We start from the raw sequence: 24,642 nt of genomic DNA on the forward strand, positions 1-24,642 counted from the left end.
GAGGATGTTCCCATGCAGGTTGCACCACCGAAAATCACCACCACGCGCTGCGATATCTGTGCGATCCGTCATCGTGCGGTCTGCGGCGCGCTGTCGAACGAAGAACTGGCGATGATGAATGCCATTTCGCGACAGCGCGTGCTGCAACCCGGTGAGCCGATCCTGAGCGCGGGCGACACGATCAACTGGTTCGGCAATATCGTGACCGGCGTAGTCAAGCTGACCAAGCTGTTGAGCGACGGACGCCAGCAGATCGTCGGCCTGCAGTTTCCGCCTGATTTCCTGGGCCGGGCGTTCAAGGACCGCAGCCCCTATTTCGCCGAAGCCGCGACCGAGGTGGAGCTCTGCATCTTCCCGAAGCCCGCGTTCGAGAAGATCCTGAAGGAGAAGCCGGACATGGAGTTCCGGCTGTTCCAGGACACGCTGGACGAACTGGATGCCGCGCGCGACTGGATGCTGCTGCTGGGACGCAAGACGGCGGCCGAGAAGGTCGCGAGTTTCCTGTACATGATCGCCCGACGGTCCCCCATGATCGGCTGTGCCCATCACAATGGCGGTGACGAGATCCGCTTTCAGATGCCGCTGAGCCGGTCGGAGATCGCGGACTATCTGGGCCTGACGATCGAGACCGTCAGCCGCCAGATCGGACGGCTGAAGTCCGACGGTGTGCTGCAACTGCATGCGACGCGGGAATTTTCGGTGCTGGACATGCAACGCCTGACCGAGGTCAGCGGCGAATAAGGCGCAGTTCCGCGATCACCTGATCCTCCCATGCCATGTGGCGGCGCATCTGGCTGAAGAAGTGCCGGATCAGATAGCCGAGTGCGTCGGCGCGGGCCGGGTCCTGCCGGGTGCCATATTCTTCCAGCGCCTCGGCCAGTTCCAGCATGATCGTTTCGTTGTCATGGTGCTCCTCGATGATCAGACCGGCGGCCTGCCTCAGCCATGCCTGTCCTTCCTTGCTGCGGCCCAGCGCCTCCTTCAGTGCGGCTTCCTCGTGCCGGCAATGGGCGGGAATGCCGAACTGCAGCAGGGTGATCAGTTCCGAGAGACTTTCGCGCCGGGGGACGACGGGCAGGGCATCGGCAATGGCCTCCAGCCTGTCGCAGACAGCGCGGATCAGATCGTGTTCCGCACGGAAACTGGATTCGCTGTCGGCCTCCGCCGTCATCTGCGCAGTCATCGCCTGTTTCAGTGGAGAAAATGGCAGTTTTTGGTCCATTGATTGAGCCAGTTCCTGGAGGGCAGCGACGCCCGCTGCGTGGTCGATTGATGCAAGTGTCTCACACGCGCGTGGTTGTGAATTGATCCAGATCAAGGCGTCGGGACCGGCCCCCACCTACTGCTCTCGGCATGCAGCTCCCGTTCGGAGCGGAAGCAGAGGGAACTTCCATGGGCAATGTAGTCTTGATCATCCTGCTGGGCCTCGCCGCCGTGGCAGGTCTATTCGGTGCGGCGCGGGGACACGACGCACTGTTCCAGGCCCATGCCTGGGTCATTGTCGCGGCCAGTCTGGTTGCGATCGTCGCGCTGCTGCAACGGCTCGACAGGCCGTCGCAGGAGGATACGGAGAACAGCTATGCCGACGGCGTCGTCCGTTTCGGCGTCATCGCGACCGTGTTCTGGGGGGTCGTCGGCTTCCTGGTCGGGCTGGTCATCGCCTTGCAACTGGCGTTCCCCGAGCTCAATCTCGGATATTCCTTCTCCAGTTTCGGACGCTTGCGGCCGCTGCATACCTCTGCGGTGATCTTTGCCTTCGGCGGCAACGCGCTGCTCGCCACCAGCTTCTATGTCGTGCAGCGGACCTGCCGCACCCGGCTGGCGCTGGGCGGGCTGCACTGGTTCGTTTTCTGGGGCTATCAGCTCTTCATCGTGCTGGCGGCCACCGGCTACGTCATGGGTGTCACCCAGTCGAAGGAATATGCGGAACCGGAATGGTACGTCGACATCTGGCTGACGCTGGTGTGGGTGGCCTATCTGCTGGTCTTCCTGTTCACGCTGTTCAAGCGCAAGGAACCGCACATCTACGTTGCCAACTGGTTCTATCTCGCCTTCATCGTCACCGTCGCCATGCTGCATCTGGTGAACAATCTGGCGGTGCCGGTTTCCTTCCTGGGTTCCAAGAGCTATTCGGCCTTCTCCGGCGTGCAGGATGCGCTGACCCAGTGGTGGTACGGCCATAACGCAGTCGGCTTCTTCCTGACCGCGGGCTTCCTCGGCATGATGTACTACTTCGTGCCGAAGCAGGCGGAACGGCCGGTCTACAGCTATCGCCTCTCGATCATCCATTTCTGGGCGCTGATCTTCCTCTACATCTGGGCCGGTCCGCATCACCTGCACTACACGGCGCTGCCGGACTGGGCGCAGACCCTGGGAATGGTGTTCTCCATCATGCTGTGGATGCCCAGCTGGGGCGGCATGATCAATGGCCTGATGACCCTGTCGGGGGCCTGGGACAAGCTGCGTACCGATCCCGTGCTGCGCATGATGGTCGTCGCGGTCGCCTTCTACGGCATGTCGACCTTCGAGGGGCCGATGATGTCCATCAAGGCGGTGAACGGGCTCAGCCACTACACCGACTGGACCATCGGGCACGTGCATTCCGGTGCGCTCGGCTGGGTTGGCATGATCAGCTTCGGTGCGGTCTACTTCCTGGTGCCACGGCTCTGGAACCGGGCCGGCCTCTACAGCCTGCGACTTGTCAGCTGGCATGTCTGGCTGGCGACCATCGGCATCGTCATCTACGCGGCGGCGATGTGGGTCAGCGGTATCACCCAGGGCCTGATGTGGCGCGAGTACGACCCGAACGGCTTCCTGGTCTACAGCTTCGCCGAGACGGTCAATGCCATGCATCCCTTCTACGTCATCCGGGCGTTCGGCGGTCTGGTCTACATCAGCGGTGCCTTCCTGATGGTCTACAACGTCTGGCGGACCATCAAGGGCACGCCTGAAATCCGCGCCGTCGCCAGCGACGTCCCGGCAACCGCAACCGCCAACTCGGCAGCCTGAGGGAGGATCCGATGAAATTCGATCATTCACGCATCGAAAAGAACGCCACCCTGATGCTGGTGCTCAGCCTGCTTGTCGTCTCCATCGGCGGCATCGTCGAGATCGCGCCTCTGTTCTACATGCAGAACACGATCGAGAAGGTGGAGGGGGTGCGTCCCTATTCACCGCTGGAACTGGCCGGGCGCAACATCTACGTGCGGGAGGGCTGCTACAACTGTCACAGCCAGATGATCCGTCCCATGCGGGATGAGGTGGAGCGCTATGGCCACTACAGCCTGGCGGCGGAGAGCATGTACGACCATCCCTTCCAGTGGGGGTCGAAACGCACGGGACCCGATCTGGCCCGGGTCGGGCAGCGCTATTCGAACGAATGGCATGTCCAGCACCTGACGGATCCCCGTTCCGTCGTGCCGGAATCGGTCATGCCCGGATACAGGTTCCTGCTGACATCCGAACTCAGGACAGATGATATCGTCGCGCACCTGAAGGCAAATCGGGCGGTGGGTGTCCCCTACGACGATGCCATGATCGAGGCAGCGGAGGCCGACATCCGGGACCAGGCCGATCCGGATGCCGACTGGGACGGGCTGCTCGCCCGCTACCCCAAGGCCCAGACGGGTGATTTCGACGGCAATCCGCGTGCCCTGACGGAGATGGATGCGCTGATCGCCTACATGCAGATGCTCGGCACCCTGGTGGACTTCTCCGCCTACCGCGCCGATGAAAATTTCAGGTGAGCATGATGGATCACGAAACACTGCGGCATCTGGCCGATACCTGGGGTCTGGTCTTTCTGTTCCTGACCTTCGTCGTTGCGGTTGCGGTGCTGTTCCGCCCCGGTGCCGGAAGCCATTTCCGGAAATGTGCGGAGTTGCCCCTCAAGGATGATCGGAAGCCTGACGTGCGGGAGCCTGGCAAATGAGCGAGAAAAAGACAGACGAGGTGACCGGCGTCGACACCACCGGTCATGAGTGGGACGGCATTCGGGAACTGGACAATCCCTTGCCACGCTGGTGGCTCTGGACGTTCCTGGCCTGCATTGTCTGGGCCTTCGGATACATGATCTTCTATCCTGCGGTGCCCATGGTGTCGGAGGCGACACCCGGAGTGCTTGGCTATTCCAGCCGTGCCGCCGTGCATCAGGACATCCAGGATGCCCGCGCTGCCCAGTCGGAGATGATCTCGAAGGTCGATAGCCTGCCGCTCGCCGAGATTCGCCAGGATGCCGACATGCTGCAGTTCGCGATCAACGGTGGCCGTGCGGCCTTTGCCGTGAATTGCTCGCAGTGTCATGGGTCGGGGGCGGCCGGGTCTCCCGGTTATCCGAACCTGAACGATGACGAATGGATCTGGGGCGGCGATCTGGAGAACATTGCAACCACCCTGCGGCATGGCATCCGTCACCCCGGTGACGATGAGACCCGCTTCTCGGAAATGCCGGCCTTCGGGCGCGACGGCATTCTGGACAGGGAACAGGTCAAGGCGGTGGCGAACCGGGTCCTTGCGTTCGCCGGCCAGCCGCATGACGCGGAACTGGCAGCGGAGGGTGCCGAGCTCTATGCGGACAACTGTGCCGCCTGCCACGGTGATGCCGGAAAGGGTGACCGTGAACAGGGGGCGCCGAACCTCGCGGATGCCATCTGGCTCTACGGCAGCACGGAGGCTGACATTGCCCGGCAGATCCACGCCCCGCGTCACGGCGTCATGCCCGCCTGGGGGGACAAGCTCGACCCGGTGACGATCAAGCAGCTCACCATCTATGTCCATTCTCTCGGTGGCGGGGAGTAGCAACCTGTGGCCAGCAAGGATGCCAATGTAGCGGTTGATGGCGTCGCACGGATCGAGGTGGAGGCGGTCAACAGCCGCCAGCACCGCTCCCTCTACAAGGCACGGGAATCGATCCACCCCATGCGGGTCGCCGGAACCTTCCGGCGGCTGAAGTGGTGGATCATGGGTGTCCTGCTGGCCATCTATTACGTGACCCCCTGGCTGCGCTGGGACCGTGGTGTCGGCATGCCCGACCAGGCGGTGCTGGTGGACCTGGAGCATCGCCGGTTCTTCTTCTTCTTCATCGAGATCTGGCCGCAGGAATTCTATTACGTCGCGGGCATGCTGATCATGGCCGGGATCGGGCTGTTCCTCGTCACCTCGGTGCTGGGACGGGCCTGGTGCGGCTATGCCTGCCCGCAGACCGTCTGGGTTGATCTCTACGTCCATGTGGAACGCTGGCTGGAGGGGGACAGGAACGCCCGCTTCCGTCTCGACAAGTCACCATGGAACGCCGCGAAGATCCGCAAGCGGTTCACCAAGTACCTGATCTGGCTGCTGATCGCGGTCGCGACAGGCGGCGCCTGGGTCTTCTATTTTGCCGACGCGCCGGCCCTGTTCGTGAAGCTGTTCACGCTGGAGGCGTCGGCGATCGCCTATGTCACCGTCGGTGTGCTGACCGCCACGACATTCGTCTTCGGCGGCTTCATGCGCGAACAGGTCTGCACCTACATGTGTCCCTGGCCGCGCATCCAGGCGGCGATGATGGACGAGAACTCGCTGACCGTGACCTATCAGGACTGGCGGGGGGAGCCGCGTGGCCGCCACCGCAAGTCGGCCGACGCGTCCCAGCTGGGGGACTGCATCGACTGCAACCAGTGTGTCGCGGTCTGCCCGATGGGCATCGACATTCGCGACGGCCAGCAACTGGAATGCATCAACTGCGCGCTCTGCGTCGATGCCTGCAACAGCATCATGGCGCGGACCGGCGGCACGCCCGACCTGATTTCCTACACCACACTGAAGAGCTACGAGGCCAATGCCGACGGGCGTCCCGCCCTGCCGCTGAAGAAGACCATCTTCCGCGCCCGCACGCTGCTCTATGCAACGCTCTGGTCCTGCATCGGCCTGGCGATGCTGTTCGTCCTGTTCACCCGCGACAGGCTGGACATCAACGTCCTGCGCGACCGCAATCCGCAGTATGTGGTGCTTTCCGACGGCAGCATCCGCAATGGCTACACCGTGAAGATCCTGAACATGGAGCAGCGGGAACGCCGTGTCCTGCTGCAGATCTCGGATCTGCCGGATGCGCTGATGACTGTGGTTGGCGATGACCTCTGGCCAAGCCGTACACGCGAATTCGTGCTGGACGCGGATCAGGTGCAGCAGTTGCAGGTCTATGTTGCCGTGCCCCGTGAGTCGGTCGAACCCGGCGCAAACAGCTTCCGCTTCTCGGTCACGGACCTGACCGGCATCGAGCAGGCGCACTATGGCGCGATCTTCAGGGCACCGGAGGAGTAAGGCAATGAGTGCAGTGCATGTCGAGAAGCCGTTCACCGGACGCCGGATGCTGATCTATGTCCTCGCGTTCTTCGGTGTGATCATTGCCGTCAACATGGTGCTGATGACCATGGCACTGAGGACGGACAACGGGCTGGTGGTGCGCAACAGCTATGTCGCAAGCCAGAACTTCAACCGGGACCAGGACGAGGCCCGGGCACAGGCAGCCCTGAACTGGTCCGTGGCGCTGGTCTGGAATGATGGTGAGCTGTCCCTGACCTATCGCGATGCGCAGGGCATGCCGCTGCGCGACCTGGAGGTCACGGGCCGGGTAGGACGCCCGGTGACCGCCCGTGACGACCGTGCTGTCGTGCTGACCAGGACAGGCTCCGGCAGCTACACGACGGAACTGCCCCTGGGGGCCGGTTTCTGGGATGTGGACCTGACGGCCACCAATGCGGACGGACAGCGGTTCCGGCGGATCTTCCAGATCAGGGTCGGAGAGGACTGATGAGCTGCTGCACCTCCGGTGCCGCCTGCGCCCCGGCGCCGCGCAAGACGGCACCGCGCAGCATGGAAGGCAATACCCTGGAACTGATCATTCCCGGTGTTCACTGCGCGGGCTGCATTTCCCGCATCGAAGGTGCGGTGAGCGGTCTGCCGGGGGTCGAGAGCGCGCGGCTGAACCTGTCGACGCGCCGCCTGCGGGTCGGCCTCGGCGCCGGGGCCGCCGGGGACGACGTCATCCCGACGGTGGAGGGACTGGGCTATGACTGCCGGACCTTCAGCGCGGCGGAGGCCGGTTCGGCCGCCCAGGACAGGCAGGGCAGGGAACTGCTGTTCGCGCTTGCGGTGGCGGGCTTTGCCGCCGGCAACGTGATGCTGCTCTCCGTCTCCGTCTGGTCGGGTGCGGAAGGTGCGACGCGCGACCTGTTTCACTGGATCTCTGCCCTGATCGCCCTGCCGGCGATCCTGTTTGCGGGCCGCCCCTTCTTCCGTTCGGCATGGCGCGCGGTCAAGGGGCGCAGCCTGAACATGGATGTGCCGATCTCGCTGGCCGTGCTGCTGGCCGGTGGCCTCAGCCTCGACGCCGCGATCTCGGGGGGCGAGGAAGCCTTCTTCGATGCAGCCGTGATGCTGCTCTTCTTCCTGCTTGTGGGACGCTACCTGGACCACCGCGTGCGTGCCAGAGCCCGGGACACGGTCGGGCAACTGCTTTCGCTGATGGCGTCCGATGTCACCCTGCTGGTGGATGGCGGACAGCAGCGCGTGCCGGTCGAGACGGTCAATGCCGGTGACATGATCCGTGTCGCGGCAGGGGAGCGTGCGCCCGTCGATGGCCAGATCATCGAAGGACAGGGCGACCTGGACCGCTCCATCGTCACCGGCGAATCCATGCCCGTCACGCTTGGTCCCGGTGATCAGGTGGAGGCCGGAACACTTGTCCTGACGCACCCGCTGACACTGCGGGCGACAGCGGTGGGACAGCATACGTTCCTGGCCCAGGTCGTTCGGCTGATGGAGGAAGCGGAGAGCGGGCGCGCCCGCTACCTGCGCCTCGCCGATCGCGCCGCGCAGATCTACGCGCCTGCGGTCCATCTGGTGGCGCTGCTGACCTTCATCGGCTGGATGCTGGCGACCGGTGGTGACTGGGGACAGTCGCTCTGGATCGCCGTTTCGGTGCTGATCATCACCTGTCCCTGCGCCCTGGGTCTGGCTGTCCCCGCCGTTCAGGTGGTGGCGAGCGGTGTCCTGTTCGGCAAGGGCATCCTGATCAAGGACGGCACGGCGCTGGAGCGACTGGCGGAGGCGCGGCGTGTGGTGCTGGACAAGACCGGGACCCTGACAAGCGGCAAGCCGCATATCCTCCGATGCGATCTGCCCCCGTCAGCCATGGTCCTTGCGCAGGCGCTTGCCGCGCACAGCCGCCATCCGCTGGCACAGGCCATGCTGGCCGGGCAGGGCGCCACTTCCGCCCCGGCCCCGGTTCTGACGGCGGTCACGGAACACCCGGGACAGGGCATGTCGGGTACGACGGACGGGCGTCTGGTCCGGCTGGGCAGCCGTGCGTTTGCCGGTCCCGGCAACGGCGTTACCGTTCCCTCGGGCATGGAACTCTGGCTGTCCATTGATGGCGTGCCGCAGGGCCATGCGGTCCTGGCTGATACCCTGCGCGATGGTGCGGTGGAGACCATTGCGGCGCTGCAGGCCGATGGCTTCGCGCCGCTGCTGATCTCGGGTGACAATGCGACGGCGGTCGCGGATACGGCGCAGGCTGCGGGTATTGCCGACTGGCGCGCGGAACAGCGCCCGGAAGACAAGATCGAAGCGATTCAGGCGCTTGTGGTGGATGGCCAGAGGCCCCTGATGGTTGGAGACGGTATCAATGACGGCCCCGCCCTGGCGGCGGCGCATGTCTCCATGGCACCGGCCAGTGCCTCCGACCTGGGGCGGGCGGCGGCCGACATCGTCTTTCTCTCCGAACGGCTGGACGCGGTGACGGAGGCCATGCGGATCGCCCGGCGCGCCCGTGCACTGATCGTGCAGAACTTCGGCCTGGCCCTGGCCTACAACCTTGTCGCCGTGCCGGTTGCGGTGCTCGGCGGCGCGTCGCCCCTGGTCGCGGCCATTGCCATGTCATCATCTTCCCTTGTGGTCACGCTCAATGCCCTGCGCCTGCGCCTGCCGGGCCTGTCATTGCGCCGGACCGGCGGTGCGCCGAAGGTGGTCCGGGAGAGTCAGGAGGCTCCGGCATGAACGTGCTCCTCTATCTCGTGCCCGTGGCGCTGCTGCTCGGCGGTCTGGGGCTGGCGGCCTTCGTCTGGGCGCTGCGCTCCGGCCAGTTCGATGACCCGGACGGTGCGGCCGAACGCATCCTGCTGGACGACGACTGAGAGGCGTCGGTTCGCCCTGCAACAAGGGGTTGTTCGTTGACTCTCATCGCCCCGGGTACTCACTCTTGTATCTACGGCGGCTGGAAAACCTGACTGTTCCGGTCCCGCATCAAGGGAGTTCCGGACATGAGCGAAGATCTGGCTGCACGCGTTGACCGTCTCGAGTCGATCGAGGCAATCAAGAAGCTGAAACACGTCTACATGAACGAATGCGATCTGGGTTATCTGCCGGACAGGCTGGGGCCGCTGTTCGTGGATGAGGCGGTCTGGACCAGCGCCGTCTTCGGTCATCACGATGGTCGCGCGGCCATCGAGGAATTCTTCGGCGGCATCTCCGCCCAGATCGTCTTTGCCGCCCATCTGGCGATGAACTTCGTCATTGACGTTGACGGCGACACCGCGACCGGCAAGTGGCGCATCCTGATGCCCTGCACGATGATGGAGGATGGCCAGAAGGTCAGCCGCTGGATCCTGGGGGACTATGACGAGACCTACGTTCGCCGCGATGGCAAGTGGCTGTTCTCGAAGATCGATTTCCTGGTGAACTTCAACGTTCCGAGCCTGGAGAGCTGGGCCGGAACCGAAATCGTGCGCGGGGACTGATCGCAATGGCCCGCACGTCACTGTTCAGCCCCATCCAGGTGCGCGGGCAGACCTTCAAGAACCGCGTCGTCATCGCACCCATGTGTCAGTACTCGGCGGTCGATGGCATGCTGAACGACTGGCATCTGACGCACCTGAACCAGTTTGCCATGGGCGGTGCCGGGCTGGTGATCATGGAGGCGACGGCGGTCGAGAAGCGGGGCCGCATCACCTGGGGCGACAGCGGCCTCTGGTCCGACGCGCACATGGAACCGATGCGTCCCATCGTGCAGCAGGTGAAGGCCCGTGGCGCGGCCATCGGTGTCCAGCTGGCCCACGCGGGACGCAAGGCCAGCATCAGCCGCCCGTGGGAGGGGGATTGTCCGCTCTCACCACGCGAGATCGCGAAGGGCGAGGTGCCGTGGGAGACAGTGGGCGCCAGCGCGGTGCCCTTCGACGAGGGCTGGATCGTGCCGCACGAGCTCTCCGTCAGCGAGATCGCGGACATGGTGGACAAATGGGTCGATGCCACGCGCCGCGCCGAGCAACTCGGCTTCGACATGGTGGAGATCCACAGTGCCCATGGCTATCTGAGCCACAGTTTCCTCTCCCCGCTCTCCAATCGCCGCAGCGATGCCTACGGTGGTGACCGCAACGGACGGATGCGTTTCACGCTGGAGGTGACGGAGGCCGTGCGCGCCGCCTGGCCCGCGGAGAAGCCGCTGTTCCTCCGCATCTCCTGCGTCGATGGCAAGCGGGATGGCTGGGACATTGCGGATTCGGTGGAACTGGCCAGGCGGGCGAAGGCGCTGGGGGTCGATGTCATCGACTGCTCCTCCGGCGGTATCGCGGGCTATGGCGAGAACACCCTGCCACCCTCGACGCCCGGCTATCAGGTCGGCCATGCGGCGACGATCCGGCGCGAGGCGGAGATCATGACCCAGGCCGTCGGGCTGATCACCGATGCCGCGCAGGCGGAGACCATCCTGCGCTCCGGTGCCGCTGATTTCACGGCGCTGGCCCGTGAAGTGCTGCATGATCCCTACTGGGCACGCCATGCCGCGCTTGCGCTGGGCGAACCGGATGCCTTCGACGACTGGCCGGTGCAGTACGGTCACTGGCTGGCCATGCGGTCGAAGGGCATGTTCGGTGGCCGGGCCGGGGATTCGGATACGGAGAACCTGAAGAAGGCTGCCGGCTGATACCACGGCACGATACATGACAGGACTGAAGGGGCTGGGCAGATGGGCGAACGCAAACCGATCACGGCAGAAACCGTAGCAGCAGTGGCGCGCGAGAATGCGGGCCACCCGCTTGAACCGGAGCGCGCGGCGGCCTATGCCGAAGCGCTGGAACCCATCCTCGGCATGATGGAACAGCTCCGCGCCCTGCCGCTGAAGGACGTGGAACCGGCTCCCGTCTTCACCCCGGTGGAGGGCACCTCCAATGACTGACCTGACCCGACTGGATGTCGTCGAACTGGGCGCGCTGATCGCCGCGAAACATGTTTCACCGGTCGAGGTGACGGATGCCTTCCTGGCCCGAATCGACCAGGCGAACGCGGGGCTGAACGCCTTCGTCACCGTGACGCCGGAGGCCGCGCGCGCCACGGCCAAGGCGGCTGAGACGGAGATTCAGTCCGGCAGCTATCGCGGCCCGCTGCATGGTATCCCGCTGGGTCACAAGGACCTCTATGCGACGGCAGGCGTGCGCACGACCGGTGGATCCCGCGTGCTGGCCGACAATGTCCCGACCGAGGATTCCACCGTTGCAGCGCTGCTGGCGGCGGCGGGAACGGTAATGCTGGGCAAGCTCAACACGCATGAGTTCGCCTATGGACCGACCAACGAGAGCTCCATGTTCGGCCCCACCCGCAATCCCTGGAACACGGATCGGATCACCGGCGGTTCCAGCGGTGGCTCGGGTGCCGCCGTGGCCGCCGGGCTGGTCCCTGTCGCCTCCGGCAGCGACACCGGCGGTTCCATCCGCATGCCCGCCGCCTGCTGCGGCCTGACCGGCCTGAAACCCACCTATGGCCGGGTCAGCCGGGCCGGGATCCTGCCGCTCTGCTGGTCGATGGACCATGCCGGGCCGCTGGCACGCTCCGCGATGGATGCCGCGATCTTCCTGGGCGCAATCGCCGGGCACGATCCGCGCGATGCCGCCTCCGCCGACCGGCCCGTGCCGGATTACCCGGCAGCCCTGACCGGCGACATACGCGGCCTGCGCATCGGAATCCCCCGCCGCTACTTCTTCGATCAGGCGCAGGGACAGGTGGTGAGCCTTGTCGATGCCGCGCTGGCAGAACTCGCCGCCATGGGCGCGGAACTGGTGGAGGTCGACATTCCCCATATCGAGGCGTCAGCCGCCGCCGCCATGGCCATCTACATCTCCGAGGCCACGGCCTATCACGACGACACCCTGGACGACCGTGCGGACCTCTATACGGAGCAGGTGCGGGCCTTCCTGGAGATCGGTGACCAGATGCTGGCCAAGGACTACCTGCACGCCCAGCGCTACCGCACCCTGCTGGGGACGGAGGTCGCGCGGATCATGGCCGATGTGGACGTGCTCGCCACCCCCGGCATCGCCCATACCGCAACGCCGCTGGGGCAGGAGATGGTGGACATCAACGGCACGGAGGAAGCCGTCTTCGGCGCCATCCTGCGCAATACCGAACCCTTCGACCTGACCGGCCAGCCCGCCGTCGTCATCCCCTGCGGCCTGGCAGAAGACGGCATGCCCGCCAGCATCCAGTTCGCCGGGCGTCCGTTCGACGAGGCAACGGTGCTCAACGTCGCCCACGCCTACCAGCAGGCAACCGACTGGCATCGGAAAAGGCCGGATTATTGAACCCTATCCGTCGCTGAACCCGATTGCCGGATAGACCAGTCGTCGAGGCATCTGCCCGTTGAAGCGATAGCCTTCGTTGATGATTACCCAGGGTGCAAATGGTCGACCCGTCTGCCCGCGGAAGCCTGGAACCGTTTCCAGACCCGCACCATTTTCGAGGTGATGCCAAACCGTCCAGGCAACGATCTGTTCGATCTCTTCGTAGTATCCGGGGCTTGGCTGGATGCGTTCAAAGTGGATGCGACCAAGCGAGACAAGGGTGTCACCTTGCCTGTTCACCAGATGCTCGAACATGTGATGTTTTCGTGTCAGCCGCTTCCTGAAGGAGATTGCCTTGCCAACATAGGCAATCCTGCGGCGGGCCTTTTGGGCATGATGGTCTCTGAGAAGACAGTAGATTCCCCCGTGCTCGGCCCATTCCTGCGGAATCGGTGGGCGCGCATTTTCCGGTCTCCAAACCGTTGGCCGTGACCAGGTGATTCTGGCCAAACGATAGAAATAGCGCCCGGAAAGATTCCGGATCACTTCAGGATCGCCGCCAATATCTGCAATACGCCAGCTCAATTCCTGACCTGCCTAAAATATCTAGGGAACCGTGAGTGCGCTTCGGCCATGTTGCCATTCCCGTCGAGTATCAGGCAATGAATTGGCAAGAGGTCCGTTCGGGAACGCAGCCTCTACGGGCTGGCGGGTGACAGCAGTTCCTCCAGCAGCGGGTTGGGGAATTTCCTTCGGATCGTGACGGCGCAGAAGACTTCGGTGATCTCCTCCAGTCGGGCGATTTCGACCAGTCTGCCGGTGGCCAGTTCGTCCTGAACGACGATCGGCGGGATCACCGCGATCCCGGCGTCGGCACTGGCGAGAAGGCGCAGCATGGCCATGTCGTCCGCCTCCGCCGCTATTCTGGGCATGATGCCGAGACGTTCGACCATGGCATCGAATCCGGCACGCAGCGAGGATTCGGGTGTCGGCAGGATCAGTGGCTTGCCAGCCAGGATCTCGGCGACTGTCTCCGGCCCCGACGCCAGGCGTGCCGGCGTTCCGACCAGGCTAACCGGCTGCTCATCGAGGCGCTGCACAAGGTAGGGGCTGAGCTTGTCCCGTGCGGGGACAAGATTCGTCAGCACGATATCCAGTGACAGGGCCTCAAGCCCGCGCAGCAGGGTTTCCTGCGAACCGGATCGCAGCATGATCTCCACGTCCTCGCGACCGATGATCGGTTCGAGGAACGCCATCTGGAAATTGCGGGACAGGGTGGCCAGCGCGCCTATCCGCAAGGCCTGACGCCGTCTGCCGGACGACGCGAGGGATACGGTCAGTTCCTCGGCGGCACGGAAGATCTCCTCCGCGTAGTCCAGCGCGATGCGCCCGGCTTCGGTGAGGACAAGGTTCCTGCCACGCCGTTCGAACAAGTCATGGCCGAGTGCAGTCTCCAGGGCCTTGATCTGGGTGGAGACCGCCGACTGCGAGATATTGAGAATGCGGGCGGCACCGGTCAGGGTCCCGTCGCGGGCCACGGCGCGAAAGAGGCGCAGATGGTGAAGGTTGAGCGATGCCATAATTCGATAATATAGAATGAATGAAGCGAATATATGAAATATTATTTATGATCGGTGACCGCTAGTTCTCCGCCAGTCGAATTTGCCGGAGAACACCCATGACGTCTGCCGTGTCCCTGTCGTTTCTCGCACCGCTGGCCCTTCTGCTGGTTGCTGCCCTTGCGCTGGCCCGTCCTGGCCGTCGGCCCGGGCGACTGACGTTCCTATCCGAGGCTGCCGCGCTGCTGGCGCTTGGTCTGGCGATGGGCGGCATGGTGCAGTTCATCGTATCGGGTCCTTCGGCGTTCGCCGTTCTGGCAGAGACCGGCCTGCTCGGCCTCCGTGCGGATCTGCTCAGCGTGACCATGACGCTGCTGGTTGCGTTCATCGGATGGGTGGTGATGCGCTACAGCCGCACCTATCTGGATGGGGAGCAGCGGGAGGGCGCGTTCCACGGCCTGATGCTGGTGACGCTCGCCTCCGTTCTCATCTTCGTCCAGTCGGGCAGCCTCGACGTCCTCATCCTCTCCACGGCCTGCGTCGGACTGAGCCTGAGGCGGCTTCTTCTCTTCTACGCGGATCGTCCCGAGGGGCGGCGGGCGGCGACCAAGTTTGCCCTTGTCTGGCACGCGGGCGATCTGACGCTTCTGGTCGCCGGGGCGATGCTGTTCGCCATCCATGGAACCGCGAACCTGGGGGATCTCGCTGCCGCTGCAACGGCTGAAGGTCTGACCCTGGCGATGATGCTGCCGATTGCCCTGATTGTCCTGGCGGCCATTCTGAAGACAGCAGCCTTTCCGGTCCACGGCTGGCTCACGGAGGTCATGGAGGCCCCGACACCGGTCTCGGCCCTTCTGCACGCGGGCATCATCAATTCCGGCGGTGTCCTGCTGATCACGGTCGCTGACCTGGTGCAGCTCAGTTCCGGTGCCATGGCCGCGCTGGTGATGATCGGCGGGTTCACCGCCTTGTTCGGTGCCACCGTGATGCTGACCCAGAGCGCCGTGAAGACCGCGCTGGCCTGGTCCACGGTCTCGCAGATGGGGTTCATGCTGCTCCAGTGCGGGCTCGGGTTGTGGGCGCTGGCACTGCTGCACATCGTGGCCCACTCCCTCTACAAGGCCCATGCCTTCCTGTCCTCGGGTCAGGCAGTCGGTGCGGTCGCGAGCCTCCGCCGGCCCGGGCCGGTGGCCGTGCCCCGCCTCGGTGCCGTGCTCCGGTCGTTCGGCCTGGCCATCGTTCTCTATGGCATCATCGCGGGCCTGTTCATGGCGGTCACCGGGCCGAAGACCGCCCAGGCGCTCGCTCTCGGCGGGATACTGATCTTCGGTGTCGCCTATCTGGTGGCGCAGGGACTGGCCGATCTCGCGCCCGCCGCCCTCACCAAGCGCACCGTGCTCGCATCCCTCGCGGCGGCGTTCGCCTACTTCACCTTCCAGGCCACGGCGGACGCCATCTGGGGCGCACACCTGCCTGCGGCGCCGGTTCCCGGTCCGCTTGAATGGGGCCTTGTCGTCCTGGCGGTGCTGTCCTTCGGACTGGTTGCCTTTGCCCAGGCCCTGTTCCCCCTGTGGGCGCATCACCCGGCGACTGCGGGACTGCGGGTCCACCTGGCGAACGGCCTCTACCTGAATGCCCTGCTGGACCGCGCAATCGGCGGTTTCCGCGTCGGCAGGACCAACTGAGATGATGGAGATCAAGATGTTCAAAGCGCATTCCCAGACTGCCTCCGGGCAGATGGATGAAATCCTGAAGTCCGCCGAAGCCGCCGTGCGTGCGATCCCGCCCGCATTCCCGCTCGAAGCCACGGTCGCGGTCAATCCGTTCATCGGACAGACGGGGGAGGATCTGGCCACCACTTCGGCGCGGCTGGAGCGGGTTGCGGGTGTCCGGGTTTCCCAGGCCCGCAGCGCATATGCCGCTGCGATCAGCGAAGGGCGGATCACCGATCAGGACCTTTACGACGCGTTGGAGGCGTCTCCGTCAGCCCTGAAGCCTTCCGATCTGGTTGTGCTCAAGGAAGCAGCGATGAAACCGGACGCTGATCCGGATCCGGAGGTGTTTCCGACCGTGGCGGATCTGGCGGCCCAGGCAACCGGCATCGACTGGCCGTCGGTCATCGAGAAGACCTTCGGACACTGGGCGGCAGGTCATTTTGATCAGGGACAGGCCCTCTGGACCCCGGCACCGGGATCGGACGCCTATGCCGCCTGGCGCGCATGGGCGGTCCATGACCTGACGCCGGAGATCGCGGGCCTTGATGGCTTCTGCGCGCTTGTCACTCGCGCGCCCGACACGTCGGAGCGGGCGATCCTGCACGCCGCCGATGCCCTTGGTCTGACCGGGAAGGCTTGCGAGACGGTCTTTCACCGGCTGCTGATCGATGTCGGTGGCTGGTCGCAGCATGCGCGCTGGCTGCTGTGGAAGGCGGAGCTTGCCGGAGAGAGTGACCGCACACTGGCTGACATTCTGGCGATCCGGCTGATCTGGGAGGAGGCCCTGCTGGCCCATGTGCCGGAGATCGGTGATGCGTGGGCGCTGACCGTGGCCGCGCATGATGCCCCTGTCACGCCGACCGGGGATCACGTGATCCAGGCGATCCTGCAGGATGCCGCCGACCGCGCGCATCAGCGCACACTGGCCCGGGCACTCGACGGTGCGGTGGCCACAGCGGGGCGTCCGTTCCTGCAGACGGCCTTCTGCATCGATGTCCGCTCGGAGGTGTTTCGCCGTGCCCTCGAGGGGCTGGATCGGGAGATCGAGACCATCGGTTTCGCGGGCTTCTTCGGGCTGCCGCTGGCGCACCGGGCCCATGGCTCCGACGTGGTGGAATCGCATCTGCCGGTACTGCTGAACCCCACGGTGGAAACCACCTCCCACACCGATCCGGCGGATGAGCAAAGCGTTCGGATCGCTGCCCGCACCAGCCGGGCCTGGGGCCGGTTCCGGCAGGCCGCCGTGTCTTCCTTCGCATTCGTCGAGTCCGTGGGGCCGCTCTATGCGGCAAAGCTGGTGAAGGACGCGCTCGGGAAGGGGGGCGGCACGGCGCCTGCAGAGCCTGCGCCGCAGGTCGTTGGCGGGATGACGGCAGCACAGAAGGCCGACACGGCCGCCACAGTGCTCAAGGCCATGAGCATGACGGAAAATCACGGGAAGGTCGTCCTGCTGCTGGGGCACGGCGCGCAGGTGACCAACAATCCTCACGCCAGTGCGTACCATTGCGGCGCCTGCGGCGGCTATACCGGCGAGGTGTCGGCGCGGCTGCTCGCGACGTTGCTGAATGACCCGGAGGCGCGCGCAGGTCTGGAGGAGCGCGGTATTTCCGTTCCCGAGGACACCCTGTTCGTCGCCGGTCTGCACAACACCACGACCGACGAGATCACGATCCATGATGATGGAATCGCGGCTGGCCGCAGGGAAGACCTGGGCCGGGTCCGGGAATGGATGGTGCAGGCCGGGCGCGTTGCGCGGGCAGAGCGGGCGGCCAGGCTGCCCGGGGCCACCGCCGACACGATTGCCGCGCGGGCCTGCAACTGGGCGGAGGTGCGCCCGGAGTGGGGTCTGGCCGGATGCGCGGCCTTCGTTGCGGCACCGCGCAGCGTGACGGCCAGCCGGGACCTTGCCGGCCGGGCGTTCCTGCACACCTACGATTGGCAGGCTGATGAAGGGTTTGCGACGCTGGAACTCATCCTGACCGCGCCAGTGGTTGTCGCGAGCTGGATCAGCCTCCAGTACTACGGCTCATCGGTTGCGCCGGAGGTGTTCGGCGGCGGCAACAAGCTGATTCACAACGTCGTCGGTGGTATCGGCGTGATCGAGGGGAACAGCGGTCGCCTGCGTCCCGGACTGCCTTGGCAGTCGGTGCATGACGGGGAGAAGCTGACGCATGAACCGCTTCGCCTGACAGTGATGATCGAGGCCCCGCGTGAGGCAATCCTTGCCATCCTGGAACGGCACCCGGAGGTGCGGAACCTGTTCGACAATGGATGGCTGCACCTCTTCATACTGCGGGACGGCATCATCGATGCACGCTACAGGTCCGGACTTTCATGGATGGAGGAAGGCGTGACACGTCTGGCGGCGTGACCTGCATGGGGGCCCTATTCGCGTGCGCTGTCGCATTGGTCACGATGCTGGACCGTTCCACCCCGCATCGCCGTGTGCTACAGCCTCAGCAGGCTGGATCATGCAGGACGGATCATGAGCGATACAGACGAGGCGGCGGTCGCGGCGGAGGGGTCTCCGGCTGCGGGAGATGGTGAGAAACTGGTGCTGACGCCGTCGCGGCAGTTTGGCGACTGGCTGCGCGAGACGAACGTGAGCCTGGGCTTCTCGACCTATCAGGCGGGGAAGATGTTCCTGGTCGGTCGGCGTGACGATGGCCGCCTGTCGGTGTTCGAGCGGACGTTCAACCGCTGCATGGGCATGTGGGCGGATGGCCAGACGATCTGGATGAGCTCGCTCTACCAGCTCTGGCGGTTCGAGAACATCCTGCCCGACGGTCAGATGCACCAGGGCTATGACCGGGTCTATGTGCCCCAGATCGGCTATACCACCGGCGACATCGACACCCACGACATCGTTGTGACGGCGGAGGGCAACGTCAACTTCATCGCCACCCTGTTCGGCTGCATCGCGGAGCCCAGCGAGAGGTTCTCCTTCAAGCCGATCTGGAAGCCGCCGTTCCTGTCGAAGCTGGCGGCGGAGGATCGCTGCCACCTGAATGGTCTTGCCATGCGCGACGGCAAGCCGGGCTTCGTCACCGCGGTCAGCCGCTCCGACGTGTCCGACGGCTGGCGCGACCGGCGCACGGACGGTGGCATTGTCATGGATGTGGACAGCAACGAGATCATTGCCGATGGGCTGTCGATGCCGCACAGCCCGCGCTGGCATCAGGGCAAGCTGTGGCTGTCGAATGCCGGCACCGGAGAGTTCGGCCATATCGACATGGATACCGGCAAGTTCGTGCCCGTGGCCTTCTGCCCCGGTTTCCTGCGCGGCCTGACGATGATTGGCGACTACGCCGTGCTGGGCCTGTCGAAGCCGCGCGAGAACCGCACCTTCAGCGGTCTGCCGCTGGACGAGAAGCTGACGCAGGCTGACGCGGAGCCGCGCTGCGCGATCTATGTCATCGACCTGCGCACCGGGGACGTGGTCCACTGGCTGCGCATCGACGGCGTGGTGGAGGAACTCTACGACGTGACCGTCCTGCCCGGCGTCAAGCGGCCCATGGCCATCGGCTTCGTCAGCGACGAGATTCGCCGTATCCTGACTGTCGATGACACGGAATGGGACGGCTGAACAGCCGGCCCCAGGGCGGCGCTTCTGAATTTCAACGACCGGATCACAGGACGACACAATGACTGACAGCAAACCTTCGATCGCCGTTCTCGGCGGCACCGGCGACCTTGGCGGCGGCCTGGCGCTCCGCTGGGTGCGGGCCGGGTATCCGGTGATCATCGGCAGCCGTACCGCCGACAAGGCGGAAACCTCGGCCGGCGCGCTCAACGAACGCTTTCCTGGCTCGGGCGTGCAGGGCATGGACAATGTCGCCGCCGCGGCGGCCGGGCAGATCGTGGTCATGACCGTCCCCTTCTCCAACCACCGATCGACGCTGGAATCGGTGAAGGACGCGGTGCAGGGCAAGATCGTCGTCGATGTCACCGTGCCCCTGGTGCCGCCGAAGGTCAGCCGCGTCCAGATGCCGCCCGAAGGTTCCGCCGGCAAGGCCGCGCAGGACTTCCTGGGACCGGACGTGCAGGTCGTTTCCGCCTTCCAGAACGTTGCCGCCGATCATCTGGCGGATCTGGAGCATGATCCGGACTGTGATGTGCTGGTGGCGGGCAATGTCGTCGCGGCGCGGGAGCAGGTGGTCGAACTGGTGGAAGCCTGCGGCATGCGTGGATTTCATGTCGGTCCCATCGACAATGCGGCGGTGGCCGAGGCGCTGACATCCGTGCTGATCTTCATGAACAAGCGCTACAAGAGTCCCGGTGCCGGTATCCGCATCACCAATCTGCCGGACATGGACTGAGCGGACCCGGACCAGGAATCGACCCGCGATGCGGCGACTTGAGCTGATCGGGCTGGAGGGACTGCCGGAGGTTCTGCCCGGGGCTGATCTGGCAGCGATGATCCACGATGCCGCCAACGCCTCGACTGACGGACTGCGGGATGGTGACATCGTCGCGGTGGCGCAGAAGGTGATATCCAAGGCGGAGGATCGCTATGTCGTGCTGGATGAGGTCCGACCCTCCGACCGTGCCATACGTATCGCCGCCCAGTGTGCCAAGGATCCGCGCCAGGTGGAGGTGGTGCTGTCCGAGGCGTCTGAGGTCGTGCGCCATCGCCCCGGCGTGCTGATCGTCCGCCACAGGCTCGGGCATGTGCTGGCCAATGCGGGTATCGATGCCTCCAATGTGCCGCGCGACCGACAGGGGCGGGAGCGGCTGTTGCTGCTGCCGGTGGACCCGGACGGCAGCGCGCAGCGGCTGCGCGCGGACCTGCAGCGGCTTGCCGCATGTGAACTTGGCGTGGTTGTCAATGACAGTCCCGGTCGGGCCTGGCGGGTCGGAAGTGCCGGTATCGCCATCGGCGTGGCCGGGGTGCCCGCGATGCAGGATCTGCGGGGGCAGATCGACCGGGACGGGCGGGAACTGCAGGCCAGCGAACTGGGTATCGCGGACGAGGTCGCCGCCGCCGCCTCCCTGGTCATGGGGCAGGGCGCGGAGGGCGTGCCTGTCGTGATCATGCGCGGCATGCAGCTTGCCGGTCGTCACGGTACGGCGGATGAGCTGGTGCGGCACCCGCTGATGGATCTGTTTCGATGAACGGCAGCGGCATCACCTATCTGTCCGGCGGCGTCGGCGGGGCCAAACTGGCGCTGGGACTGGCCAGGGTGCTGCCGCCCGAGGACCTGGCGATCATCGCCAATACGGGCGATGACTTCGACCATCTGGGCCTGCGCATCTGCCCGGACATCGACACGCTGGTCTATACCCTGTCCGACCGCGCCAACCTGGCGCAGGGCTGGGGACGGCAGGACGAGAGCGACGGCTTCATGACCGCGATGCGTGAACTGGGGGGACCGGACTGGTTCTTCCTCGGCGACCGGGATCTCGCCATGCATGTGGAGCGCACGCGGCGCATGCGGGCCGGAGAAGGGCTGACCGAAGTCACGGCAGCACTGGCCGGGGCGCTCGGGATCGGGCCGCGCATCCTGCCCATGACCGATACGGTCGCACCGACCATCATCGAAACAGCCGATGGCCCCGTGGCGTTCCAGGACTACTTCGTGCGTCTGCGCGCAGCACCCGCCGTGACCGGTTTCACCCTGCACGGTGGCGCGCCGCAGGCACCGACCGCCGAGGTTGCCGCTGCGCTGGAGAACCCGGCGATGGTCATCATCGGGCCATCGAACCCGTTCATTTCCATCGACCCGATCCTGTATCTGAGCGGCCTGCGGGACCGTTTGCGGACCTTGCGTGACGGGGGAACCCCGGTCGTGGCCGTTTCACCCATTGTCGGCGGAGACGCCATCAAGGGACCGACGGCCAAGATGTTCCGGGAACTGGGGACCGACCCCAGCGTTGTTGCGGTCGCCGGACGCTACCGGGACATCGTCAGCCATCTGGTGCTGGATACGGCTGACGCAGGTTCGGTCGGGTCCGTGACCGCCCTGGGGATCCAGGCGCCGGTCACGCCGACAGTCATGCGCTCCATCGATGACCGGATCGCGCTGGCCCGGCGGGTGCTGGCGCTGGGATGAGAGCCAGCGCCAACCGGTGTCAGGACGCCGGTTTGGCTGTCGTGATTTCCTGACCCTGGTCAGGCACGATGCGGGTCTTGTCGGAATAGATGATCAGCACAGGCTGCCCGGCCTTCATCTCCTCGCCATCGTTCTGCACGATCACGAAGGTGTCGCCGTTCTCCTTGCGGATGATGAACTCCGTCGCGGTGCCGGACGTAATGCCCTCCTCGGCCACGGAACCGGCAACTGCACCGATGATGGCGCCGCCTACCGCGCTGGCGACACGAACGACGCCGCTGCCGCCGATCTGGGAGCCGATGGCACCACCGGCAACCGCACCACCGACCGTACCGGCGCCTGATCGCGTACCCTCGACGTCAACACTGCGGACGCTGACGATCGTGCCCTTCTCGATGGAGGCGGCGCGGCCAAGTTCGCCGCGCTTGTAGGTCTCGTTCGAGTGGATGCCACTGCATGCGGCCAGAACCAGCATCAGCAGACCAGCAGTGGTGACGCGAATGACATTCATGACGAAAACTACCCCTTCGAATGGGAACCCTGACGGGCAAGCTGCGCGACGGGCCGGAGCCAGTCACCCGATCCTGCAATGGTGCAGCAGCCGACCGGATTTCGCCAATCAACTCCGACAACCATAGCAGGCGCTATGTCGGTCGAGATTGTGTCGATTCAAGGGCGGTCACAGTCTGGTCACAGCAGGCCGCACGGTCTCCGCCGGGGCAGGGGTCAGCCTGCGGTCTTCTTCTTTGCCGGGGCCTTGCGCTTGCGCGGGGCAGGGGCCGCCGCTGCCTCGGCTTCCTTCGCCTTCAGCTCTTCGGCTTCCTTGGCGATCCGCAATGCCTTCAGCTTCTCGACCTTGGCATTGCGCGCAACGCGTGCAGTTTCCTTGTCCTTGATCATCTGCCGCGCCTTGCGCTCTTCCAGCGCGAGTTTCTCTTCGGCCTTGCTGGGGGTCGAACGCTGCATAGGTGCTTCTCCAGTGACTGGTCGTGAACTCAGTATGGAAACGAAGAAGCCCCCCGTCTGGGGAACCGAGCCTCGGAAACACGCTGGATCAGGATACTGACATTTCTAGCTGACATGACATCATAGTCGCGACGGCACGCGGAAGTAACAAGAATCTCCCACCGGAAACATCCCGGGCGTGTTCGCACTGCATTTGCCTGTTACCATGACGGACGCTGGTCCCGCAGTTGGCCCGGCTTCCGACGGTCCCGCAGACAAGGCGCGTCTCATGGATTCCGCTGACATTCTGTCGACACTGGACATTCGCGACAGGCGCAGCCTGGCATTCGCGAATTACTGGTTCAGCCTGCCCCGGCAGGGGCTGGTGCCGACGCGTCAGGATTTCGATCCCTGCACGCAGGGACCGATCCTTTCCACCTATGTGATCCACGAACTGATCTCTCCGGACTTCATCAGGGTGCACCTGGCCGGAACCGGTGTCCGCGAACAATATGGAACCGAGATCACGGGAACCAACTATCTCGATTTCGTCGAGGACTGGCGCAAGGAGAATGCCTCCCGCTCCCTGTTCGTGATGTGCGAGCAGCCTTGCGGAATCCTGGCACACCTGCGCGCGCGGACATCAGCGGGCAAGCAGATACTCAACGAGTCCATCGGTCTGCCGATGCGGGACAATTCCGGTGCAGTGCGGCTGATCTATTACCAGTCGAACACGATTCACGAGGAAGGCTACCGCGACCCGGAGGAGGACATGCTGATGACGCTCGAGATAGAGAATGAGGTCCACTTCGACATCGGTGCAGGACTGCCGGATTTCCGGCGCCTGACCGCGCCGGAAGTCGCCGGAGGCCAGGATGCGGACAGTTGACTTGTGACCGGCAACCGCGCGGACCCAAAGCAGCAACACGCAGGTCACGAGACCCGGACCGGACGACACCGCGAACCGGATTTCCTCAGCATTTCCGTCGGTCGCCCTGAACCAGGCGACGGAACGACCTAGCAGCCCATCTTCTCAGCCAGATCGATGAAGTCACTGGCGACCCATTCCCAGTCCTGGCTGGGGGGGCGTGGCTTGCCGCCGCTGGTGACAAACTCGTTGCGCCGCTCGACATAGGCTGTCTGCAGGCCGAAGGAGCGGGCGGCGGCCAGATCCTCATTGTGGGCTGCGACCATGCAGCATTCCTCCGGCTTCAGGCCCAGGAAGGCGGCGGAGCGCAGGTAGGCTTCGGCATCCGGCTTGTAGGCCTGCGCCACTTCACCGCCGAGGATCACGTCCCAGTTCAGGCCCGCGCGCCGGGCCATGTTGACCATCAGCGCGATATTGCCGTTGGAGCAGGTGGCCACGATGTGGCGTGACTTCAGGCGGTTCAGGCCACCTGCGGAGTCCCCCCAGGCGTCCAGGCGGTGCCAGACGCGGTTCAGGTCGTCGATCTCGGCCTCTGACAGGCAATCAATGGAGAATTCCACCAGCACGTCGCGCAGGTTCTCCATATGCAGGATGTCGAGCGGCACGAAGCCCCGGTTGCCCTGTCTGATCCGCGCCATGGCCGGCTGGTAGAGTTTCCGCCAGGCGAGCGCGAAGTCATGACCGTTGACCGAAAATCCCTTCTGCTCGCCAATGCGCTCGATCTCGCGCGCCACAGAACTGCGCCAGTCCACGACCGTGCCGAATACGTCGAACAGAAGGGCCCTGGGATGTGACATGTCAGTATCTCCGGCGTCTTTGACCCGTGGGTGTGTTCTGCTACCCTTGGGTAAATCATGA

General features: G+C 64.9%; 26 protein-coding genes. 20 read left to right on the plus strand and 6 right to left on the minus strand.

What is annotated here, in order from left to right; genetic code table 11:
- The first annotated feature begins 12 nt into the window (after positions 1–12).
- Positions 13–741 carry a Crp/Fnr family transcriptional regulator gene (locus tag QGV54_RS05570; protein WP_281017835.1) on the plus strand — a complete coding sequence of 243 codons (729 nt, stop codon included), beginning with the start codon at positions 13–15 and terminating at the stop codon, positions 739–741.
- Here the strand turns inward: QGV54_RS05570 and QGV54_RS05575 are convergent.
- On the minus strand, positions 728–1,183 hold the full coding sequence (locus QGV54_RS05575) for a hemerythrin domain-containing protein (RefSeq protein ID WP_281020080.1): 456 nt from the start codon (positions 1,181–1,183) through the stop codon (positions 728–730). The two genes, QGV54_RS05570 and QGV54_RS05575, sit on opposite strands and share 14 nt — an antisense overlap.
- A 209-nt stretch (positions 1,184–1,392) precedes the next feature.
- On the opposite strand from QGV54_RS05575, the gene ccoN reads away from it, so the two are divergent.
- From ccoN to QGV54_RS05635, 12 genes are all read left to right on the plus strand, one after another.
- Positions 1,393–3,009 (plus strand): cytochrome-c oxidase, cbb3-type subunit I, encoded by a 1,617-nt coding sequence (ccoN, locus tag QGV54_RS05580; RefSeq protein WP_281017833.1) that lies wholly within the window; start codon positions 1,393–1,395, stop codon positions 3,007–3,009.
- 11 nt (positions 3,010–3,020) lie between these two features.
- Positions 3,021–3,746: a cytochrome-c oxidase, cbb3-type subunit II gene (gene ccoO, locus QGV54_RS05585; RefSeq protein WP_281017832.1), complete on the plus strand. Its 726-nt coding sequence runs from the start codon at positions 3,021–3,023 to the stop codon at positions 3,744–3,746.
- Positions 3,747–3,751: 5 nt separating this feature from the next.
- Positions 3,752–3,931 (plus strand): cbb3-type cytochrome c oxidase subunit 3, encoded by a 180-nt coding sequence (locus QGV54_RS05590; protein ID WP_281017831.1) that lies wholly within the window; start codon positions 3,752–3,754, stop codon positions 3,929–3,931.
- On the plus strand, positions 3,928–4,797 hold the full coding sequence (gene ccoP / locus QGV54_RS05595; RefSeq protein ID WP_281017830.1) for a cytochrome-c oxidase, cbb3-type subunit III: 870 nt from the start codon (positions 3,928–3,930) through the stop codon (positions 4,795–4,797). The genes QGV54_RS05590 and ccoP overlap by 4 nt, the downstream gene beginning before the upstream one ends.
- A gap of 6 nt (positions 4,798–4,803) precedes the next feature.
- Complete coding sequence (ccoG, locus tag QGV54_RS05600) at positions 4,804–6,297, plus strand: cytochrome c oxidase accessory protein CcoG (protein ID WP_281017829.1); 1,494 nt, start codon at positions 4,804–4,806, stop codon at positions 6,295–6,297.
- A gap of 4 nt (positions 6,298–6,301) precedes the next feature.
- Positions 6,302–6,787: a FixH family protein gene (locus QGV54_RS05605; protein ID WP_281017828.1), complete on the plus strand. Its 486-nt coding sequence runs from the start codon at positions 6,302–6,304 to the stop codon at positions 6,785–6,787.
- Positions 6,787–9,033, plus strand: coding sequence for a heavy metal translocating P-type ATPase (locus QGV54_RS05610; RefSeq protein WP_281017827.1), 2,247 nt, complete (start codon positions 6,787–6,789; stop codon positions 9,031–9,033). The genes QGV54_RS05605 and QGV54_RS05610 overlap by 1 nt, the downstream gene beginning before the upstream one ends.
- Entirely contained in the window at positions 9,030–9,170 is a 141-nt protein-coding gene (gene ccoS, locus QGV54_RS05615; RefSeq protein ID WP_281017826.1) for a cbb3-type cytochrome oxidase assembly protein CcoS, read from the plus strand. Before QGV54_RS05610 ends, ccoS begins: the two co-directional genes overlap by 4 nt.
- A 126-nt stretch (positions 9,171–9,296) precedes the next feature.
- Positions 9,297–9,773 carry a nuclear transport factor 2 family protein gene (locus QGV54_RS05620; RefSeq protein ID WP_281017825.1) on the plus strand — a complete coding sequence of 159 codons (477 nt, stop codon included), beginning with the start codon at positions 9,297–9,299 and terminating at the stop codon, positions 9,771–9,773.
- 5 nt (positions 9,774–9,778) lie between these two features.
- Entirely contained in the window at positions 9,779–10,954 is a 1,176-nt protein-coding gene (locus QGV54_RS05625) for an NADH:flavin oxidoreductase/NADH oxidase (RefSeq protein ID WP_281017824.1), read from the plus strand.
- A 42-nt stretch (positions 10,955–10,996) separates the two neighbouring features.
- The gene (locus tag QGV54_RS05630) at positions 10,997–11,206 is read left to right on the plus strand and encodes a hypothetical protein (protein ID WP_281017823.1); all 210 of its coding nucleotides are present in this window, start codon (positions 10,997–10,999) and stop codon (positions 11,204–11,206) included.
- Entirely contained in the window at positions 11,199–12,605 is a 1,407-nt protein-coding gene (locus tag QGV54_RS05635; protein WP_281020081.1) for an amidase, read from the plus strand. The genes QGV54_RS05630 and QGV54_RS05635 overlap by 8 nt, the downstream gene beginning before the upstream one ends.
- A 3-nt stretch (positions 12,606–12,608) precedes the next feature.
- Here the strand turns inward: QGV54_RS05635 and QGV54_RS05640 are convergent, their stop codons facing one another.
- Entirely contained in the window at positions 12,609–13,169 is a 561-nt protein-coding gene (locus QGV54_RS05640) for a hypothetical protein (RefSeq protein ID WP_281017821.1), read from the minus strand.
- A 113-nt stretch (positions 13,170–13,282) separates the two neighbouring features.
- Entirely contained in the window at positions 13,283–14,164 is an 882-nt protein-coding gene (locus QGV54_RS05645) for a LysR family transcriptional regulator (RefSeq protein ID WP_281017820.1), read from the minus strand.
- A 98-nt stretch (positions 14,165–14,262) separates the two neighbouring features.
- On the opposite strand from QGV54_RS05645, the gene QGV54_RS05650 reads away from it, so the two are divergent.
- The 6 genes from QGV54_RS05650 to cofD all read left to right on the plus strand — a co-directional run bounded on the left by QGV54_RS05650 (position 14,263) and on the right by cofD (position 21,911).
- Positions 14,263–15,828, plus strand: a complete 1,566-nt coding sequence (locus tag QGV54_RS05650) for a proton-conducting transporter membrane subunit (RefSeq protein ID WP_281017819.1) — start codon at positions 14,263–14,265, stop codon at positions 15,826–15,828.
- 16 nt (positions 15,829–15,844) lie between these two features.
- Positions 15,845–18,229, plus strand: coding sequence for a DUF2309 domain-containing protein (locus QGV54_RS05655; protein ID WP_281017818.1), 2,385 nt, complete (start codon positions 15,845–15,847; stop codon positions 18,227–18,229).
- 114 nt (positions 18,230–18,343) lie between these two features.
- Positions 18,344–19,444 carry a TIGR03032 family protein gene (locus QGV54_RS05660; protein ID WP_281017817.1) on the plus strand — a complete coding sequence of 367 codons (1,101 nt, stop codon included), beginning with the start codon at positions 18,344–18,346 and terminating at the stop codon, positions 19,442–19,444.
- 58 nt (positions 19,445–19,502) lie between these two features.
- Entirely contained in the window at positions 19,503–20,177 is a 675-nt protein-coding gene (gene npdG, locus QGV54_RS05665) for an NADPH-dependent F420 reductase (protein WP_281017816.1), read from the plus strand.
- A 28-nt stretch (positions 20,178–20,205) separates the two neighbouring features.
- A complete protein-coding gene (gene cofE / locus QGV54_RS05670) occupies positions 20,206–20,973 on the plus strand; it encodes a coenzyme F420-0:L-glutamate ligase (protein ID WP_281017815.1) in 768 nt (255 codons plus the stop codon).
- A complete protein-coding gene (cofD, locus tag QGV54_RS05675; protein WP_281017814.1) occupies positions 20,970–21,911 on the plus strand; it encodes a 2-phospho-L-lactate transferase in 942 nt (313 codons plus the stop codon). The genes cofE and cofD overlap by 4 nt, the downstream gene beginning before the upstream one ends.
- 19 nt (positions 21,912–21,930) lie before the next feature.
- On the opposite strand, the gene QGV54_RS05680 is transcribed toward cofD, so the two are convergent.
- Together QGV54_RS05680 and QGV54_RS05685 are read right to left on the minus strand one after the other, a co-directional pair.
- Positions 21,931–22,422, minus strand: a complete 492-nt coding sequence (locus QGV54_RS05680) for a glycine zipper 2TM domain-containing protein (protein WP_281017813.1) — start codon at positions 22,420–22,422, stop codon at positions 21,931–21,933.
- A gap of 215 nt (positions 22,423–22,637) precedes the next feature.
- A complete protein-coding gene (locus QGV54_RS05685) occupies positions 22,638–22,877 on the minus strand; it encodes a hypothetical protein (protein WP_281017812.1) in 240 nt (79 codons plus the stop codon).
- 268 nt (positions 22,878–23,145) lie between these two features.
- Between QGV54_RS05685 and QGV54_RS05690 the strand changes: the two genes are divergently transcribed.
- Positions 23,146–23,745, plus strand: coding sequence for a PAS domain-containing protein (locus QGV54_RS05690; protein WP_281017811.1), 600 nt, complete (start codon positions 23,146–23,148; stop codon positions 23,743–23,745).
- 128 nt (positions 23,746–23,873) lie between these two features.
- On the opposite strand, the gene QGV54_RS05695 is transcribed toward QGV54_RS05690, so the two are convergent.
- Positions 23,874–24,581 (minus strand): haloacid dehalogenase type II, encoded by a 708-nt coding sequence (locus tag QGV54_RS05695; RefSeq protein WP_281017810.1) that lies wholly within the window; start codon positions 24,579–24,581, stop codon positions 23,874–23,876.
- Between the last annotated feature and the right edge of the window lie 61 nt (positions 24,582–24,642).

The organism is Minwuia sp. IMCC3060 (assembly GCF_029909435.1).
In the GTDB taxonomy this organism is placed as follows: domain Bacteria; phylum Pseudomonadota; class Alphaproteobacteria; order Minwuiales; family Minwuiaceae; genus Minwuia.

What these genes read in the sequence shown, in the direction of transcription:
- cofD (WP_281017814.1), top strand. Translation starts at nt 20,970, where the DNA reads ATGAACGGCAGCGGCATCACCTATCTGTCCGGCGGCGTCGGCGGGGCC.
- ccoN (WP_281017833.1), top strand. Translation starts at nt 1,393, where the DNA reads ATGGGCAATGTAGTCTTGATCATCCTGCTGGGCCTCGCCGCCGTGGCA.
- QGV54_RS05610 (WP_281017827.1), top strand. Translation starts at nt 6,787, where the DNA reads ATGAGCTGCTGCACCTCCGGTGCCGCCTGCGCCCCGGCGCCGCGCAAG.
- QGV54_RS05635 (WP_281020081.1), top strand. Translation starts at nt 11,199, where the DNA reads ATGACTGACCTGACCCGACTGGATGTCGTCGAACTGGGCGCGCTGATC.
- QGV54_RS05590 (WP_281017831.1), top strand. Translation starts at nt 3,752, where the DNA reads ATGGATCACGAAACACTGCGGCATCTGGCCGATACCTGGGGTCTGGTC.
- QGV54_RS05680 (WP_281017813.1), bottom strand. Translation starts at nt 22,422, where the DNA reads ATGAATGTCATTCGCGTCACCACTGCTGGTCTGCTGATGCTGGTTCTG.
- QGV54_RS05620 (WP_281017825.1), top strand. Translation starts at nt 9,297, where the DNA reads ATGAGCGAAGATCTGGCTGCACGCGTTGACCGTCTCGAGTCGATCGAG.
- ccoP (WP_281017830.1), top strand. Translation starts at nt 3,928, where the DNA reads ATGAGCGAGAAAAAGACAGACGAGGTGACCGGCGTCGACACCACCGGT.
- cofE (WP_281017815.1), top strand. Translation starts at nt 20,206, where the DNA reads ATGCGGCGACTTGAGCTGATCGGGCTGGAGGGACTGCCGGAGGTTCTG.
- QGV54_RS05690 (WP_281017811.1), top strand. Translation starts at nt 23,146, where the DNA reads ATGGATTCCGCTGACATTCTGTCGACACTGGACATTCGCGACAGGCGC.
- QGV54_RS05605 (WP_281017828.1), top strand. Translation starts at nt 6,302, where the DNA reads ATGAGTGCAGTGCATGTCGAGAAGCCGTTCACCGGACGCCGGATGCTG.
- QGV54_RS05570 (WP_281017835.1), top strand. Translation starts at nt 13, where the DNA reads ATGCAGGTTGCACCACCGAAAATCACCACCACGCGCTGCGATATCTGT.
- ccoO (WP_281017832.1), top strand. Translation starts at nt 3,021, where the DNA reads ATGAAATTCGATCATTCACGCATCGAAAAGAACGCCACCCTGATGCTG.
- QGV54_RS05655 (WP_281017818.1), top strand. Translation starts at nt 15,845, where the DNA reads ATGTTCAAAGCGCATTCCCAGACTGCCTCCGGGCAGATGGATGAAATC.
- QGV54_RS05650 (WP_281017819.1), top strand. Translation starts at nt 14,263, where the DNA reads ATGACGTCTGCCGTGTCCCTGTCGTTTCTCGCACCGCTGGCCCTTCTG.
- npdG (WP_281017816.1), top strand. Translation starts at nt 19,503, where the DNA reads ATGACTGACAGCAAACCTTCGATCGCCGTTCTCGGCGGCACCGGCGAC.
- QGV54_RS05625 (WP_281017824.1), top strand. Translation starts at nt 9,779, where the DNA reads ATGGCCCGCACGTCACTGTTCAGCCCCATCCAGGTGCGCGGGCAGACC.
- QGV54_RS05575 (WP_281020080.1), bottom strand. Translation starts at nt 1,183, where the DNA reads ATGACTGCGCAGATGACGGCGGAGGCCGACAGCGAATCCAGTTTCCGT.
- QGV54_RS05645 (WP_281017820.1), bottom strand. Translation starts at nt 14,164, where the DNA reads ATGGCATCGCTCAACCTTCACCATCTGCGCCTCTTTCGCGCCGTGGCC.
- QGV54_RS05630 (WP_281017823.1), top strand. Translation starts at nt 10,997, where the DNA reads ATGGGCGAACGCAAACCGATCACGGCAGAAACCGTAGCAGCAGTGGCG.
- QGV54_RS05695 (WP_281017810.1), bottom strand. Translation starts at nt 24,581, where the DNA reads ATGTCACATCCCAGGGCCCTTCTGTTCGACGTATTCGGCACGGTCGTG.
- ccoS (WP_281017826.1), top strand. Translation starts at nt 9,030, where the DNA reads ATGAACGTGCTCCTCTATCTCGTGCCCGTGGCGCTGCTGCTCGGCGGT.
- QGV54_RS05685 (WP_281017812.1), bottom strand. Translation starts at nt 22,877, where the DNA reads ATGCAGCGTTCGACCCCCAGCAAGGCCGAAGAGAAACTCGCGCTGGAA.
- QGV54_RS05660 (WP_281017817.1), top strand. Translation starts at nt 18,344, where the DNA reads ATGAGCGATACAGACGAGGCGGCGGTCGCGGCGGAGGGGTCTCCGGCT.